The organism is Nocardia sp. NPDC050175, from assembly GCF_044459885.1.
Classification (GTDB): domain Bacteria; phylum Actinomycetota; class Actinomycetes; order Mycobacteriales; family Mycobacteriaceae; genus Nocardia.
Window position 1 is genome coordinate 19422 of sequence record NZ_JBITJI010000022.1, and the last position, 16567, is coordinate 35988.

Annotated in this window: 11 protein-coding genes and 1 riboswitch; of the genes, 10 read left to right on the forward strand and 1 reads right to left on the reverse strand. The window is 66.1% G+C overall.

The window, feature by feature from the left end; all coding sequences use genetic code 11:
- Positions 1–58: 58 nt before the first annotated feature.
- A complete protein-coding gene (locus tag ACIBK2_RS43840) occupies positions 59–409 on the reverse strand; it encodes a bifunctional 3-phenylpropionate/cinnamic acid dioxygenase ferredoxin subunit (RefSeq protein WP_396976874.1) in 351 nt (116 codons plus the stop codon).
- A gap of 195 nt (positions 410–604) precedes the next feature.
- On the opposite strand from ACIBK2_RS43840, the gene ACIBK2_RS43845 reads away from it, so the two are divergent.
- From ACIBK2_RS43845 to ACIBK2_RS43890, 10 genes are all read left to right on the forward strand, one after another.
- Positions 605–3046, forward strand: coding sequence for an FAD-dependent oxidoreductase (locus ACIBK2_RS43845; protein WP_396976876.1), 2442 nt, complete (start codon positions 605–607; stop codon positions 3044–3046).
- Positions 3047–3050: 4 nt separating this feature from the next.
- A complete protein-coding gene (solA, locus tag ACIBK2_RS43850; RefSeq protein ID WP_396976878.1) occupies positions 3051–4199 on the forward strand; it encodes an N-methyl-L-tryptophan oxidase in 1149 nt (382 codons plus the stop codon).
- Positions 4196–5350, forward strand: a complete 1155-nt coding sequence (locus ACIBK2_RS43855) for an aromatic ring-hydroxylating dioxygenase subunit alpha (RefSeq protein WP_396976880.1) — start codon at positions 4196–4198, stop codon at positions 5348–5350. Before solA ends, ACIBK2_RS43855 begins: the two co-directional genes overlap by 4 nt.
- 7 nt (positions 5351–5357) lie before the next feature.
- A complete protein-coding gene (locus ACIBK2_RS43860; protein WP_396976882.1) occupies positions 5358–6839 on the forward strand; it encodes an aldehyde dehydrogenase family protein in 1482 nt (493 codons plus the stop codon).
- Between the two features lie 63 nt (positions 6840–6902).
- Complete coding sequence (locus tag ACIBK2_RS43865) at positions 6903–8432, forward strand: APC family permease (protein ID WP_396976884.1); 1530 nt, start codon at positions 6903–6905, stop codon at positions 8430–8432.
- Entirely contained in the window at positions 8425–9981 is a 1557-nt protein-coding gene (locus ACIBK2_RS43870) for a GMC family oxidoreductase (RefSeq protein WP_396976886.1), read from the forward strand. The genes ACIBK2_RS43865 and ACIBK2_RS43870 overlap by 8 nt, the downstream gene beginning before the upstream one ends.
- A 7-nt stretch (positions 9982–9988) precedes the next feature.
- Positions 9989–11851: a putative nucleotidyltransferase substrate binding domain-containing protein gene (locus ACIBK2_RS43875; RefSeq protein ID WP_396976888.1), complete on the forward strand. Its 1863-nt coding sequence runs from the start codon at positions 9989–9991 to the stop codon at positions 11849–11851.
- 12 nt (positions 11852–11863) lie between these two features.
- A complete protein-coding gene (locus tag ACIBK2_RS43880; RefSeq protein ID WP_396976890.1) occupies positions 11864–12649 on the forward strand; it encodes an IclR family transcriptional regulator in 786 nt (261 codons plus the stop codon).
- A 210-nt stretch (positions 12650–12859) separates the two neighbouring features.
- A riboswitch (glycine riboswitch) is annotated at positions 12860–12953 on the forward strand.
- 40 nt (positions 12954–12993) lie between these two features.
- Positions 12994–14286, forward strand: coding sequence for a serine hydroxymethyltransferase (gene glyA / locus ACIBK2_RS43885; protein ID WP_396976892.1), 1293 nt, complete (start codon positions 12994–12996; stop codon positions 14284–14286).
- The gene (locus ACIBK2_RS43890; protein WP_396976894.1) at positions 14283–15650 is read left to right on the forward strand and encodes an L-serine ammonia-lyase; all 1368 of its coding nucleotides are present in this window, start codon (positions 14283–14285) and stop codon (positions 15648–15650) included. Before glyA ends, ACIBK2_RS43890 begins: the two co-directional genes overlap by 4 nt.
- Positions 15651–16567: the final 917 nt, after the last annotated feature.

A 16567-nucleotide genomic window follows, 5' to 3' on the forward strand; every position in this document is an offset into this window, starting at 1 on the left:
CCCGCTCACGACTCCGCCTCGCTGACGCGCGGATCGCGCTGCGTCATGATCCGCCTACTCATGACGGCACGCTGCTGACCACAACGTCGCCATCGAGTACCCGCACCGCATACGTACGCACGGCGATCTTGGCCGGGGGGCCCGAGACTCGACCGGTTCGCAGGTCGAAACATGACTCGTGCAGCGGACATTCGACGGTGCAGTTCTCCACCCACCCGTCGGCGAGTGACGCATCCTGGTGTGTGCAGGTGTCGTCGATCGCGAACAAGCCCTCGTCGGTATGGAAGACCGAGATCGGCGTTCCGTCGTCCGGCCGCACGGTGGCGACCTCGCCGACCGGCAGGTCTTCGAGGCGGGCGACGAACAGTTCCGTCGCGGCGGGCGCCACGGGCTTCGCAAGGGATTCCATAAACCCTCCATGAGTTGCTTAGAGCGCAACAGGTATCGCGATACGCAACAGTGTGAATCAGCGTGGAGCCGTCGTCAACCCCTGAATCCCCCGGTAAACAACTGGTTTCCAACGGTTGACAGCGTGCCGTGACAGGCGGACTATTTGTTGCGTAATACGAATTCGTTGCGCTACTAGCAACAACGGAGGCACCCTTTGGCTCACCCGAAAGTCGTCATCATCGGAGCCGGGATCGTCGGGGCATCGCTGGCCGACGAAATGACCGCCCGTGGTTGGGCCGACATCACCGTGCTCGACCGGGGGCCGCTGTTCCAGACCGGCGGATCCACCTCGCACGCACCAGGATTGGTGTTCCAGACCAACCCGTCCAAGACGATGACGGAGTTCGCCCGGTACACCACCGAGAAGTTCGGCGCGCTCAGCCATCCGGCGGGGGCTGCGTTCGATCCGGTCGGTGGACTCGAGGTGGCGACCACGCCGGAGCGCTGGCGGGATCTGCACCGCAAATTCGGCTGGGCGCAGTCGTGGGGGATCGAGGGGCGCCTGCTGAATGCGTCCGAATGTGCCGCACTGTACCCACTGCTCGATATCGACCATGTTATCGGCGGATTCCACACTCCGGCAGATGGTTTGGCGAATGCGGTGCGGGCCGTGGAGGCGCAGGCGCGGTCGGCGACCGCTCGCGGTGCGCGGTTCCTGCCCAATCAGGAAGTGCTCGGCATCGCCGAGAGCGGCGGGCGAGTGGTCGGCGTGCAGACGGCCGACGGCGTGATCGCCGCCGACATCGTCGTCTGCGCGGCCGGATTCTGGGGCGCTGAGCTGGCGAAACAGGTCGGCCTGGTGCTGCCGCTGGTGCCGATGGCGCATCAGTACGCCAAGACCGGACCGCTGGCGGCTCTGGCGGGCGCTGCGGGCGCGAGCCTGCCGATCCTGCGTCATCAGGACCAAGACCTCTACTTTCGCGTACACGACGACAGAATCGGCATCGGCTACTACGGCCACCGGCCGATGCCCGTCGACATGTCCACCCTGGCGTCGGCCACCGCGGGCGAAGCGATGCCATCGATGCTGCCGTTCACCGACACCGACTTCGTCCCCGCCTGGCGCGAATCCATGGAATTGCTCCCGGCACTGGGTGATTCGAAGCCCGAGGAGGGATTCAACGGGATCTTCTCCTTCACCCCCGATGGCTTCTCGATCATGGGTGAGCACCGTGATCTCGCGGGTTTCTGGGTGGCCGAGGCTGTTTGGGTCACCCATTCGGCCGGGGTCGCCAAAGCGACGGCGGAATGGATCATCGACGGTGCGCCGAGCACCGACGTGCACGAGTGCGATCTCTACCGTTTCGAAGACGTCGCGCGCAGCGGAAAGTTCATCATGGAGACCAGTTCGCAGGCCTTCGTCGAGGTCTACGACATCATCCACCCGCACCAATATCGAAAAGCACTGCGCGGCCTACGCACCAGCCCCTTCTATGCCCGGCAACAGGAATTGGGCGCGTTCTTCTTCGAGGGCGGCGGCTGGGAACGGCCCGCCTGGTACGAGGCGAATGCCGCACTGACGCAACGACTTCGCGACGAAGGCATGCCGGTCCCGGAGCGGGACGATTGGTCGAGCCAGTTCTGGTCGCCGATCGCCGTCGCCGAGGCGCGCTGGACCAGGGAACGCGTCGCGATGTTCGACATGACCCCGCTGACTCGATACGAGGTGGCGGGCCCGGGTGCAGTCGACCTGCTGCAGCAGCTCACCACGAACAACGTGGACAAGAGCGTCGGCTCGGTCACCTACACGCTGCTACTCGACGAAACCGGCGGTGTCCGCAGCGATCTCACCGTCGCCCGACTCGCTGCACGGCGCTTCCAGGTGGGTGCCAACGGCCCGATGGATTTCGACTGGTTCACCCGCCACCTGCCCGCCGACGGGTCGGTGACGCTGCGCGACATCACCGGCAGCACCTGCTGCGTCGGCGTGTGGGGCCCGAACGCCCCAGACCTGGTGCAGCCCTTGTGTTCCGACGATCTGTCCCATCAGTCGTTCAAGTACTTCCGTGCGCTGCAGACCTACCTCGGCGCGATTCCGGTCACCATGCTGCGCGTGTCCTACGTCGGCGAACTCGGCTGGGAGATCTACACCACCGCCGAATACGGCAACGCACTGTGGGATCTGCTGTGGGAGGCGGGCGGCGCCTACGAGGTCATCGCGGCAGGCCGGATCGCCTTCAACAGCCTGCGCATCGAAAAGGCCTACCGCAGTTGGGGAACCGACATGACCGCGGAGCACCTGCCCGCGGCCGCCGGACTCGACTTCGCGGTCCGCATGACCAAGCCCGACTTCGTCGGCAAGAGCGCACTGGAGCAGGCGGACCCGCCGGCAAAGATCCTGCGCAGCATCGTCTTCGAGAGCCCATCGGCGATCGTCCTCGGTAAAGAGCCGGTTTACGTCTACGGCTTGCTCGGGGGATATGTGACCAGCGCGGGCTATTCGGCCACCATCGAACGCTGCATCGCCTACGCGTGGCTGCCCGCGTCCGTCGTGGTGGGTGACGCGGTCGAGGTCGAGTACCTCGGCAAGCGCTACGTCGCGACGGTGCACGCCGAGCCGGTGGTGGATCCCGAGATGTCCAGGATCAGGAGGTAGCGAGATGGCCACGGCGACAAAGGGGTACGACGTCATCGTGATCGGCGTCGGCGGCATGGGCAGTGCCGCCGCCTATCACCTCGCGGCGCGCGGACACCGGGTGCTCGGGCTGGAGAAGTACACCCCCGCGCATAACCGCGGCTCGAGCCACGGCGGCTCCCGCATCATCCGGCAGTCGTATTTCGAAGACCCCGCCTATGTTCCGCTGCTGCTGCGCTCCTACGAACTCTGGGCGAAGCTGGCTGCGGATGCCGACCGTGAAGTCGCCCGGCTCACCGGCGGTCTGTACCTCGGCCCGCCGGACAGCCTGACGGTCGCGGGCAGCCTGCGGGCCAGCCGCGAATGGTCACTGCCGCACGAGGTCCTGGATGCCGCCGAGATCCGGCGGCGCTTCCCGAATTTCACCCCGGCCGCCGACGACATCGCGGTGTACGAGTCGAACGGCGGATTCGCCCGCCCGGAACTGACGGTGCAGGCCCACATCGACCTGGCCCTGCGCGCAGGCGCCACCTTGTCGTTCGGTGAGGAGGTGCTCAGCTGGGCCGAAACCGATTCCGGCGTAACGGTAACGACGGCCAGGGCCACCTACGAAGCGGATCAGCTCGTTATCTGCCCCGGGGCGTGGGCGCCACAGTTGCTGGCCGACTTCGGAATTCCGATCACCATCGAACGCCAGGTCCTGTACTGGCTCGATCCGGTCGGCGGCACCGCGGCTTTCGAAGACCAGCCGATCTACATCGCCGAAGACGACTCGGGCACGCAGATATACGGCTTCCCCGCCATCGACGGACCGGCGGGCGGGGTCAAGATGGCGTTCTTCCGCAAAGGCATCGTCTGCACACCGGACACCATCGATCGCGTCGTCCACCCGCACGAGATCGAGGAGATGCGGGACCGAGTCGCCGCCCTGCTCCCGGCGCTGGCCGGCCCGTGCGTCCACTCCGCCACCTGCATGTACTCCAACACCCCCGACGAGCACTTCGTCATCGCCCGCCACCCAGGCGGCACCCGCGTCACCATCGCTTGCGGCTTCTCCGGTCACGGCTTCAAATTCGTCCCGGTAGTGGGGGAGATCCTCGCCGATCTGGTCATCGACGCGACCACCGAACACCCGATCGCACTTTTCGACCCGCAGAGGCTGGTGACCGCATGACAACGGCGGACATGACTCCGGTGACGACACCGGCCCTGATCCCGACCCTCGGCGGCAAGTGGTACGTCGACGACGCCATCTTCGCCGCCGAACAAGAACAACTCTTCGAACGAATGTGGTTCTGCGCCATCAGAACCGGCGATATCGCACAGCCTGGTCAGTTCAAACGAGTACAGGTCGGCCGCGAAAGCGTCCTGATCGTGCGCGGCCGCGACGGCGCGTTACGCGCCTTCCTGAACATCTGCCGCCACCGCGGCGCAATGCTGTGCACCGAGGACCAGGGGCAGGTCCGACGCAACCTGCAGTGCCCCTACCACGCCTGGACCTACGGCCTCGACGGCAAGCTGCTCGCCGCGCCGAACATGGCCGCACTGAAGGACGCCACCGGCGCCGACATCGATCGCGTCGCCTACGGCCTGATCCCGGTCGCCCTGCGCGAATGGCTCGGCTACGCCTGGGTCTGCCTCGCCGACGACCCGCCGGTATTCGAGCACGAGGTGATGGGCGCGGTCACCGAACGCCTCGGCGACCCGGCCGCGATCGACGCCTACGAGATCGACACCCTCGAAGTGGGCCGCCGAGTCGTCTATGACGTGGCCGCGAACTGGAAGCTCATCGTGGAGAACTTCATGGAGTGCTACCACTGCGCGACCATCCACCCCGAGCTCACCGAGGTGCTCCCCGAATTCGCGCAGGGCCTGGCGGCACAGGTGTTCGTCGGTCACGGCGCGGAATTCGGCGCCGATATCGCCGGATTCACCGTCGACGGATCGCCGGGTTTCGATCGGCTGCCGGGGGTTACTCCGGAACAGGACCGTCGCTACTTCGCCATCACCATCCGGCCGGCGGTTTTCGTCAATCTGGTCCCGGATCACATTATTTTCCACCGGATGTTCCCCGTGTCCGCGGACCGCACTATCGTCGAGTGTGATTGGTTGTATACCAAGGACGTGGTCACCGCGGGACGAGATGTGTCCCGTTCTGTCGAATTGTTCCACCGGGTGAACGAGCAGGATTTCGCGGCATGCGAGCGAACGCAACCCACAATGTCTTCGCGCGCCTACCGTAAGGGCGGGGTGCTGGTGCCCGCCGAGCATCACATCGCGGAGTTCCACGAGTGGTTGTCCTGTCGTATCGGTGACGTGAGGTGACGTGAGAATGAATGGTGATCCGGATCTGCTCATCGGCGGTCGATGGACGCATGCCGCGGACGGTGGGGTGCGCCAGATCATCGATCCGGCCAACGGCGCCGTCGTCGCGACGGTGGACGAGGCGACGCCGCAGGACGCGCGCGACGCGGTCGCCGCGGCCCGCGCGGCGTTCGACGAGGGCGGTTGGGCGGCAACGCCGGTCGCCGAGCGAGCGGCGCTGCTGCTGCGCATCGCCGACCTGCTGGCCCGCGACAAGGACCGGCTGGCCAGGCTGGAGACGGCGGACACCGGAAAGACGTTGGTGGAGAGCGAGATCGACATCGACGATGTGATCTCGGTGTTCCGCTACTACGCGAGCACGGTCGCGGTGCAGGCGGACCGGCTGATCGACGTGGGCGATCCGGCGGTGATCAGTCGGGTGGTGCACGAGCCGATCGGCGTGTGCGTGCTCATCGCGCCGTGGAACTATCCGCTGCTGCAGATGTCGTGGAAGGTCGCGCCCGCGCTGGCCGCGGGCTGCACCATGGTGCTCAAGCCGAGCGAGGTCACCCCGCTGAGCACCATCGAGTTCGCGCGGCTCGCCGAGGAGGCGGGCGTACCCGCCGGGGTACTCAACCTGCTCCAGGGCAGCGGCGCGGTGCTCGGCCCGGCGCTGACCGACAACCCCGAGGTCGACTTCATCTCGTTCACCGGCGGTCTCGCCACCGGCCGGACGATCAGCAAGGTCGCCGCCGAGCACGTCACCAAGGTGGCGGTAGAGCTGGGTGGCAAGAACCCGCACATCGTGTTCGCCGACGCCGACTGGGAAAGCGCCGTCGACCATGTGCTGACCGGCGTGTTCCTGCACTCCGGCCAGGTCTGTTCGGCGGGCACCCGGTTGATCGTCGAGGAGTCCATCGCCGAGGACTTCGTCGCCGAATTGGCCAGCCGGGCCGAGCGGATTCGGGTCGGACCGGGCCTCGACCCGGCCACCGAGACCGGTCCGCTGGTCTCCGAGGAACACCGCGCGAAGGTGGAAGCCTATGTCGCGCTGGGTATTTCGGAGGGCGCCAAGCTGGTGACCGGCGGTGCTCGGCCCAGTGATCCCGCGTTGCAGGACGGAAGTTACTACCTGCCAACGATCTTCGATCGGTGCGACCGATCGATGCGGATCGTGCAGGAGGAGACCTTCGGCCCGATCCTGACGGTCGAACGATTCGAGACCGAGGCCGAGGCGATCCGGCTCGGCAACGACACCGAATACGGTCTCGCCGCCGGCGTGCGCACCTCGGATCCGGCCCGCGGCGAGCGGGTGGTGCGCGCGCTGCGGCACGGCACGGTATGGCTCAACGACTTCGGCTATTACACCGCCGGTGCGGAATGGGGCGGGTTCAAGAAGTCCGGCAACGGACGCGAACTCGGCCCGACCGGCCTGGCCGAATATCAAGAAATCAAACACATTTGGCACAACACGGCACCTAAGCCGGCGGAGTGGTTCAAGGGCGTCTGATCGTTAGTTACACAATCTCGGCCGGACAGCCCGTACGGCCGCCCGCGGAAGGCACGGTAAGCAATGGTGGTCAAAGAACACGGTGTGTCCGACGACAGCGGAATGGAGGATTTCGGCTATAAGGAATCCCTCGACCGAAGTATCGGCAAATTCGCCAGCTTCGCGGCGGGGGTCAGCTATATCTCGATCCTCACCGGCACGTTCCAGCTGTTCTATTTCGGTTTCGGCAGCGCGGGTCCCGCGTATCTGTGGTCGTGGCCGATCGTTTTCGTCGGGCAGCTGGCTGTCGCACTGTGCTTCATGGAGCTCGCGGCGCGCTATCCGGTCGCCGGGTCGGTATACAACTGGTCCAAATCGCTCGGCAGCAGAATCGTCGGCTGGTCATCGGGCTGGTTGATGCTGACCGCCTCGATCGTGACGCTGGCCGCCGTCGTGCTCGCGCTCCAGCTGAACCTGCCGCGGTTGTGGAGCGGTTTCCAGATCATCGGGGACGGCACCGGCGAATACGACTACGCCACCAACGCGGTGCTGCTCGGCACGATCATGATCGTGTTCACCACCACCATCAACGCGCTCGGCGTGCGATTGATGGCGATGATCAACAGCGCGGGCGTTTTCATCGAGCTCATCGCGGCGGTGCTGATCGCGATCATCTTGGCGGCCAACGCGACTCGTGGCCCGCAGGTGTTCTTCTCCACCCACGGTTACGGCGCGGGGGAGTCCGGCGGCTACCTCGGCGCGTTCCTGGTGGCTTCGCTGGCCTCCGGCTACGTGATGTACGGCTTCGACACCGCCAGCTCGCTCGGCGAGGAGACGGTGGAGCCGCGGCGCACCGCGCCCAAGGCCATCCTGCGGGCCGTGCTCGCGTCCTTCGTCATCGGCGGCGCGATCCTGGCCTTCGCGGTGATGGCGGCGCCCGACCTCGACGATCCGCAGATCGGCAGCTCGAGCGGTGGCCTGCAATACATTGTCGAACAGGTGATGTGGGGTCCGCTCGGCACGATCTTCCTGTGCTGCATCGTGATTGCGGTGACGGTGTGTTCGCTCGCCGTGCACACCGCCGCCATCCGGCTGACCTTCGCCATGGCTCGGGACAACGCGCTGCCGTTCGGCGAGAAGCTCGCCCGGGTGCATCCCAAGACGCAGACGCCGGTGGTGCCCGCCATCCTGATCGGCGTGCTGGCCGCGCTGATCCTGGTGGTGAACATCGGCCAGCCGAAGATCTTCACGGTGCTCACCTCGATCGCGATCATCATGATCTACCTGGCTTACCTGATGGTGACCGGGCCGATGCTGAAGAAGCGGCTCCAGGGGCAGTGGCCGCCGAAAGAGCTTGCCGCGGGCGGCTATTTCACGATGGGTCGCTGGGGGATGGTCGTCAACATCATCGCCGTGGTGTGGGGCGTCGGGATGGCAACGAACCTGGCGTGGCCGCGCGAATCCGTTTATGGCACACCCTGGTACAACACCTGGGGTGCCTTCGTCTACATCGGCGCGATCCTCGGCGCCGGACTCGCCTGGTACGGGCTCAAGGGCCGCAAGCGAATCGGCACCTTGGCCTCACACGCAGTGGAGGTGCGCGGCAATGTCTGACACGGTGTTCGACTATGTGATCGCGGGCGGCGGGACGGCCGGGTGCGTGCTGGCCGCCCGGCTCAGCGAGGATCCGGACGTGTCGGTGTGCCTGCTGGAGGCGGGCCCGTCGGATGTCGGCGATCGCGCCATCCTCGAACTCACGCAGTGGATGCATCTGCTCGATTCCGGCTACGACTGGGACTACCCGGTCGAACCGCAGGAACGTGGGAACAGCTATCTGCGCCACGCTCGCGCGAAGGTGCTCGGCGGATGTTCCTCGCACAACTCGTGTATCGCGTTCTGGCCGCCTGCCGAGAATTTGGACGAGTGGGCGGCGCTGGGCGCGAAGGGGTGGGGTGCGGCCGACGTGCTGCCGTATGTCACCCGGCTGGAGAACAACGATGCGCCCGGCGATCAGCACAGCCGCAGCGGCCCGGTCCGGCTGCGCGACGTGCCGCCGGACGACCCGTGCGGCGTGGCGGTGCTCGCGGCGGCCGCAGCGGTCGGATTGCCGACGGTCCAGTTCAACCGGGGTGCCACCGTGCGCAACGGAGCGGGCTGGTTCCAGATCAACGCCGCAGAGGACGGTACGCGCATGTCGACATCGCATGCGTACCTGCACCCTGTGCTGGATAAACGACCCAATCTCGAGGTGCGCACCGACTGCTGGGTCAGCGAAATCCTCTTCGACGACACGCGCGGCGCGACGGGTGTGCGGTATCAACGCCCCGACGGCATCGGCTACGACACGGCCTCGGCGCGGCGCGAGGTCATCGTCACCGCCGGTGCCATCGACACACCGAAGTTGTTGATGCTGTCCGGGATCGGGCCCGCCGAGCACCTGCGCGAGATCGGCATCCCGGTGCGGGTCGACTCTCCCGGCGTCGGCGCCAACTTGGACGATCATGTGGAAGGCCTGGTGTTCTGGGATGCCGCCCGGCCGATGGTCGAGACCTCGACGCAATGGTGGGAGATCGGGCTGTTCGCCACGACCGACGAGTCACTGCGGGTACCGGATGTGATGATGCACTACGGCAGCGTGCCGTTCGACATGAACACGCTGCGTCGTGGTTACCCGACCACCGACAACGGCTTCTGCCTGACACCCAACGTCACGCAGGGCCGCTCACGCGGCACGATCCGGTTGCGCAGCCGCGACTTCCGGGACCGGCCGAAGGTCGACCCTCGGTACTTCACCGATCCAGAGGGCCACGACGAACGGGTGATGCTCGCCGGTGTCCGGCTGGCCCGCAAGATCGCCGAGCAAGCGCCGCTGCGGGAATGGGTCGCAGCCGAACTCGCCCCGGGACCGGATGCCATCACCGACGACGAGCTGATCAGCTACATCCACGCCACCCACAACACCGTGTACCACCCGGCCGCCACGGCCCGGATGGGCGCGGTCGACGATCCGATGGCGGTACTCGATCCCGAGTTACGGGTGAAGGGGGTGTCGCGGCTGCGGGTGGTCGACGCGTCCGCGATGCCGAAATTGCCCGCGGTGAACCCGAACATTACTGTCATGGCCATGGCAGAGAAGTGCGCGGATCTCCTCCGGACCACGTGAGCCGGCGATGCCTGCGGAGGGCGAACTAGCGGCGTTCCTCGGCGGGCACGCACCGTTCCAGTCGATGTCGACCGCCGAACTCGACCGGCTCGCCGCGGCCTCGTCACTGCACGAGTTCGCGGCGGGCGCGGTGATCAGCGACTACTCGACGCAGGTGCCCGACGATATCTGGATGCTGCGGACGGGCCGGGTCATCCTGCGCCGCAGCGGTCCCGACGCCGCCAGTTCGCCTCGGGCCGACGACGGGCGCACGATCGATACCATCGAGGCCGGTGGGATCTTCGGTTATGTGCCGCTGCTGACCGGCGGTAGCGCCGAATTCGTCGCGCTGGCAGCCGAAACCAGCGTGCTGATCCGGTTGCCCGGCGCGCTCGTCCGCGCGCAGTTCGCGCAACCGGATGGGCTGGCGTTTCTGGCGTCGTCGGCGTGGAAGACCGTGTCCGGCAACCGGACTCCGATGGCGCAGGTGCTCGGCACCCGCCCGGCGGCTGAACTCCTCACGACGGCAGCGGTTTTCGTGACGCCCGACACCAGCGTCCGGGACGCGGTGATCCGGATGACCGAGCATCGCGTGTCGTCGGTGCTGATTCGGTTGCCGGACGGCGACTTCGGCATTTTCACCGATCAGGACCTGCGCGCCAAGGTGGTGGCGGCGGGGCTGTCGGTCGATGTGCCGATCGCCGGGGCGATGAGTGCACCGGCCCGGCGGGTCAGTGCCGACCTGCCCGCCGAGACCGTGCTGATGGAGATGCTCGAAGCCGGTTTGCGGCATATGCCGGTGGTGTCGCGGCGGGGTGAGGTGCTCGGCGTGCTCGAAGACTCGGAGCTGCTCGCGGCGTCGGCGCGGCAGAGCTTCGTGCTGCGTCGGGCGATCGGTGCGGCTACGGATGCGAGCCAGCTGGCCCGAGCGGCTCGCGACATTCCGAGCACGACAGTCGATCTGTTCCGCAACGGGACGAAGGCGTCCGCCACGAGCGGCATTCTCTCCGTCGTGATCGATTCGGTGATTCGTAAGGCGCTCGAGCTGGCGCTCGCCGAATCGGCCGACGCGCCGACGGTCGGGTTCGCGTGGCTGACGCTCGGCAGCATCGCCCGGCGTGAGGCGATGCCGTCCTCGGACGTGGACAGCGCGCTGTCCTGGGCTGATGAATTATCCACGGCCAGTGAACAACTGCGTGCGATCGCCGAGCGGACCCATGCCATCCTCGACGCGTGCGGGCTGCCCGCGGACAGTAACGGGGCGATCGCCTCGCGACCGAAATTCGCTCGCTCCCGGTCGGATTGGACGAAAGCGGCCGCACGATGGCTGGATGATCCGCTGATCGATCGCGGATTGGTGATGTCGTCGCTGCTGATCGACGGGCGGGTGGTGTGGGGTGATCCCGCGCTGCATGCGGTGCCCGCCGTGTTCAGCAGGATGCGGGCCGACTATCCGAATGCCTTGCGACTGCAGTTGCTCGACGCGCTGTCCGGGCGGGTCCGGGCACGGTCGCTGCGGGACGTGCTTTCCCGGCGCGGCGGCACCTTCGACCTGAAGAGTCACGCGCTGGTCCCGATCGTCAACCTCGCGCGGTGGGGTGGGTTGGCGGCCGGGGTGACCGCCGCCACGACGCCGGTGCGGTTGGCTGCCGCGGCGTCCGCCGGTGTGATCGCCGATCGTGATGCCGGGGTGCTCACCGAGGTATTCGTCATGCTGCAGCGCATGCGGATGGTGCATCAGGTCGAGCAGCTGTCCGCGGGCCACCGGCCGGGCGATATCGTGCTGATGTCGGAGTTGTCCCCCTTGAATCGGAGCCTGCTCAACGACGCGTTGCGGGAGATCGCCGCCGTCCAGCGACGCGTTCGAGGTATCGCGATGACATCGGCTTAGAATGACGGCGTCATGGCGAAACAGGATGGTGAGGACCCGGGCCGGACCGCTGCGGTGCAGTCGGTCGACCGCGCGTTGCTCGTGATGGAGATCATCGCCAAGCTGGGCCAGGCCGGTGTCACGGAGATCGCCGCCGAACTCGGTGTGCACAAATCTACCGTCTCCCGCCTGATCGCCGTGCTGGAATCGCGCGGTTACGTCGAGCAACTCTCCGATCGCGGCAAGTACCGGCTCGGCTTCTCCATCGTCCGGCTGGCCGGATCCACCAGTGCACAGGTCGATCTCGTCGGGCAGAGCCAGGGCGCGTGTAACGCGCTGGCCGCCGAAACGGGGGAGACCACGAATATCGCTGTGCTGGACGGTAATCGGATCATCAATATCGTGGAGGCGGCGGGGAGCGGGTCGATCGCGCTGCGGTCCTGGGTCGGGCAGAGCTGTCCGGCGCACGCCACGTCGAGTGGCAAGGTGCTGCTGTCCGGTCTGGAACCGGCGGTGTTGCGTAAGCAGGTCGGACCGAAGTTGGAGGCGTACACCGACAACACCCTGACCAAAGTCGCTGATCTGGCGGCGCAGTTGGTGGCGGTCCGGGAACACGGATGGGCAAGTGTGCGTGAGGAACTGGAGATCGGGCTGAACGCCGTCGCCGCCCCTGTCTTCGATAGCAACGGGGTGATTGTTGCGGCACTGAGTGTTTCGGGGCCGTCGTATCGGCTCGGTCCGGATCGCTTCGCGTCGACGGCTCGACAGGCGATCGCGAGTGCCGCGGACATCAGTCATCGGCTGGGCTACTTCGGCTGACGAACTGGGGTACGGTTTCGTCATTGACAACGCGCGCGGCCGCCGACAATACTAAGTCGCGTGTCGCGCCATTGTTGCGCTATACGCAACAACTAGCTGTATCCGACAACTGAATACGCCGCACACGCAGCGGGAGATCTCCGTCCAGGCGATGGAGAGCCGAAGGAGCAACACCTCCCGGGAATCTCTCAGGCCCAGTACCGCCGCGCCTAAGGCAACTCTGAAAAGTAGTGCATCACGCACTCGCCGACGGGGCAAACGCGATCCGCGTGAATCTCTCAGGCCCTAGGACAGAGCGGGAGGAGCCACACCCAACGCGCGTATGCGTCGACGAAAGGCTCCCCATGGCTGATCCTGGCTCTGCCCTCCGCACTGAACTCGACGTCTCGCTGCGCGAATTCGACCCGGTCATCGCCGCGTTGGTCGACCAGGAGACCAGCCGCCAGCAGCGCGGACTGGAAATGATCGCCTCGGAGAACTACGCGCCGCTCGCGGTGATGCAGGCCCAGGGGACGGTGCTCACCAACAAGTACGCCGAAGGTTATCCGGGACGCCGGTATTACGGCGGCTGTGAGTATGTGGATCAGATCGAGACGCTGGCCATCGAGCGGCTGCGTGCGCTGTTCGGCGCCGAATATGTCAACGTGCAGCCGCATTCGGGTGCGCAGGCGAACGCGGCGGTGATGCACGCGCTGCTGCGTCCTGGTGACGGCATCCTCGGGCTGGCGCTGGATCACGGCGGTCACCTCACCCACGGTATGAAGGCCAACTTCTCCGGGCGGCTGTATGACGTTGCGGCATACCATGTTCGGGCCGAAGACCAGTTGGTCGATATGGCGGAGGTGGAGCGGCTCGCGCACGAGCATCGGCCGAAGCTGATCGTCGCGGGTTGGTCGGCTTATCCTCGGCACCTCGACTTCGCCGAATTCCGGCGCATCGCCGACGAGGTCGGCGCGTACTTGATGGTCGATATGGCGCACTTCGCCGGTCTCGTCGGTGCCGGGCTGCATCCGTCGCCGGTGCCGCACGCGCACGTCGTCACGTCGACCACGCACAAGACGCTGGGTGGGCCGCGTGGTGGATTCATCCTCGCCACAGCGGATTTGGGTAAGAAGCTGGATTCGGCGGTGTTCCCCGGGCAGCAGGGTGGACCGCTCGAGCATGTGATCGCCGCCAAAGCTGTTGCCTTCAAGATGGCGGCGGAACCGGCGTTTCGTGAGCGGCAGGAGCGGACCCTCGTCGGTGCGCGCGTGCTCGCCGATCGGCTGCTGGCCGAGGATTGCCAGGCTGCCGGTATCGGCGTGGTCAGCGGCGGCACCGATGTGCACCTCGTGTTGGTCGATCTGCGGGATGCGGAACTGGACGGTAAGCAGGCCGAGGATCTGCTGCAGACATTGGGAATCACGGTGAACCGCAATGCGATTCCGTTCGATCCGCGTCCGCCGATGATCAGTTCCGGACTGCGGATCGGTACTCCCGCGCTAGCCGCGCGCGGCTTCGACACTGTGGCGTTCGCCGAGGTCGCGGACATCATCGCGACGGCGTTGTGCGGTGGGGACGCCGCGGCGCTCACCGCGCGGGTGGACGCGCTGGCCGAGCGGTTCCCGCTGTACCTCGGGTTGCGGAACCCGGCGTGACGATCAGCGTCTTCGACCTGTTCCGGGTCGGCATCGGGCCGTCGAGTTCGCACACGGTCGGGCCGATGCGGGCTGCGGCCGCGTTCGTCGAACGGCTGAAAGACGCCGACGTGCTGCACGAGACGGTCGCGATCCGGGTTCAGCTGTATGGATCGCTCGGTGCTACCGGACGCGGGCACGGCACGGTCGAGGCGGTCGTCGCCGGACTGTCGGGTGCGCAGCCGGACAGCATCGACCCGGACACGATGGTCGCCACCGTTGCCGCGGCGCGCGCCACCGGTCAGCTGTTTCTCGGTGGCGCGCATTCGATCTCGTTCGATGTCGACAGTGACATCGAACTGCTCGGGCTGACGCGGTTGGCATTCCACACCAACGGGATGCTGTTCGGCGCGCACGACGATGTGGGGCGCGTGCTCCTCGAGCGCCAATACTTCTCGGTGGGTGGCGGTTTCGTCCTCGACGAGGAGGAGATCGACGGCCGGACCGCCGACGCGCCGGTCGCGGTCGCGCATCCCTTCGGCTCAGCGGATGAACTGCTCGCGATCACCGCCGCGACCGGTCAGTCGATCAGCTCGGTCGTGCTGGCCAACGAAATGTCCTGGCGCAGTGCGGATCAGGTCCGAGCGGACCTGCTCGACATCTGGAATGTCATGCGCCGCTGCGTCGAACGCGGAATGTCGACGGGCGGGGTGCTGCCCGGCACACTGCGAGTACGCCGCCGCGCCGCGACCCTGTTCGAACGTCTCGGTACCGAAGCCGAGGAGAACGACCCGTTGCGCGCGATGGAGTGGGTCACGCTGTACGCGATGGCGGTCAACGAGGAAAACGCCGCAGGCGGCCGAGTCGTCACCGCCCCCACCAACGGCGCCGCAGGCATCATTCCCGCTGTCCTGCACTATATTCAGCGCTTCATCACCGACGACGAGAACAGCATCGTCGAATTCCTGCTGACCGCGGCCGCCATCGGCCAACTGATGAAGGAAAACGCCTCGATCTCCGGCGCCGAAGTCGGCTGCCAGGGCGAGGTAGGCTCCGCCTGCGCCATGGCCGCCGCCGGCCTGGCCGCCGTACTAGGCGGTACCCCCCAGCAGATCGAAAACGCCGCCGAAATCGGCATGGAACATAACCTAGGCCTAACCTGCGACCCCATCGGCGGCCTAGTCCAAATCCCCTGCATCGAACGCAACGGCATAGCCGCCGTCAAAGCAATCACCGCCGCCCGCATGGCAATCCGAGGCGACGGCATCCACCACGTCTCCCTAGACCAGGTAATCCAAACCATGCGAGCAACCGGCGCCGACATGCTCGACAAATACAAAGAAACCTCCCGAGGCGGCCTAGCCGTAGCCGTCGTCGAATGCTGACCCCACCCCCAAAACCCGCACCCGAACTCGGGACCTGCACTCGCTCTAGAACCCAAAGCCAGCGCAGATCCCGAGTCCAAGTGCAGATCCGCGCCACCAACGGCAAGGAAGCCCTCCCCGCGCACGAGTTATGCAGCCGCGCACGGTATTGCTGGCAATTTCGTCCGCGGCTGCACAATTCATGCGCAGCGACCAACGCCGGACCACTCGACGGGCCGGACACCGACTACTTCGCTCTTGTCCAAGCCGGTTGGACGCAACCACAACCCGATCGCGGCGTGAGAACCCATCCGTACACCCTCCGTGTCAGCCTCACACCGCCTGTACTGGGTGTGGGGCTGAGACAGTGGGTGTACGGCGGTAGCTTCACCACCTCGGGAGCCGGGATTCGCTGATTTTTGGGCTCTCGAAACGCCACCACAGCCAGATGACCACCTCGGGAACGCGACATCGTGCACCTGACGTGCACCTAAAGCCGGGTACGGCAGGCGACGCGACCACACTACTCACGGGAAAATGTGGATAGGTCTTCAGCTTCTATGAACTGCCCCACCTGCGGAGTCCTAAGAAGCACTTGCCCGGATAGGTCCACTATTCCGGGGGTCTTTTGTGTACTGGTCCGGGGTGGTGTACCGAGAGATCTCCGGTGGTGTACTGGCCCAGAGGTTGTCGACTGGTTCATCGGATGACCGGAGTAGTGCTGGGCGCGTGAGGTGGGGTCCCCGACCTTAGTTATCGGTCAGGTGCGTGATGTCGCGTTCCAGCGTGGTCATCTGGCTGTGGTGTTGTTCTCGAGCGCTTTGGAAGAAGTGAGCGTGTCGTGCGGGCGTTTGGGGGCCGCGGGGTGTCCGATGCGCACTGTCTGTTCTGGCCGTACACCCTTTGGGTAAGCCGAACATCCGTTGTAGCGGGTGTTC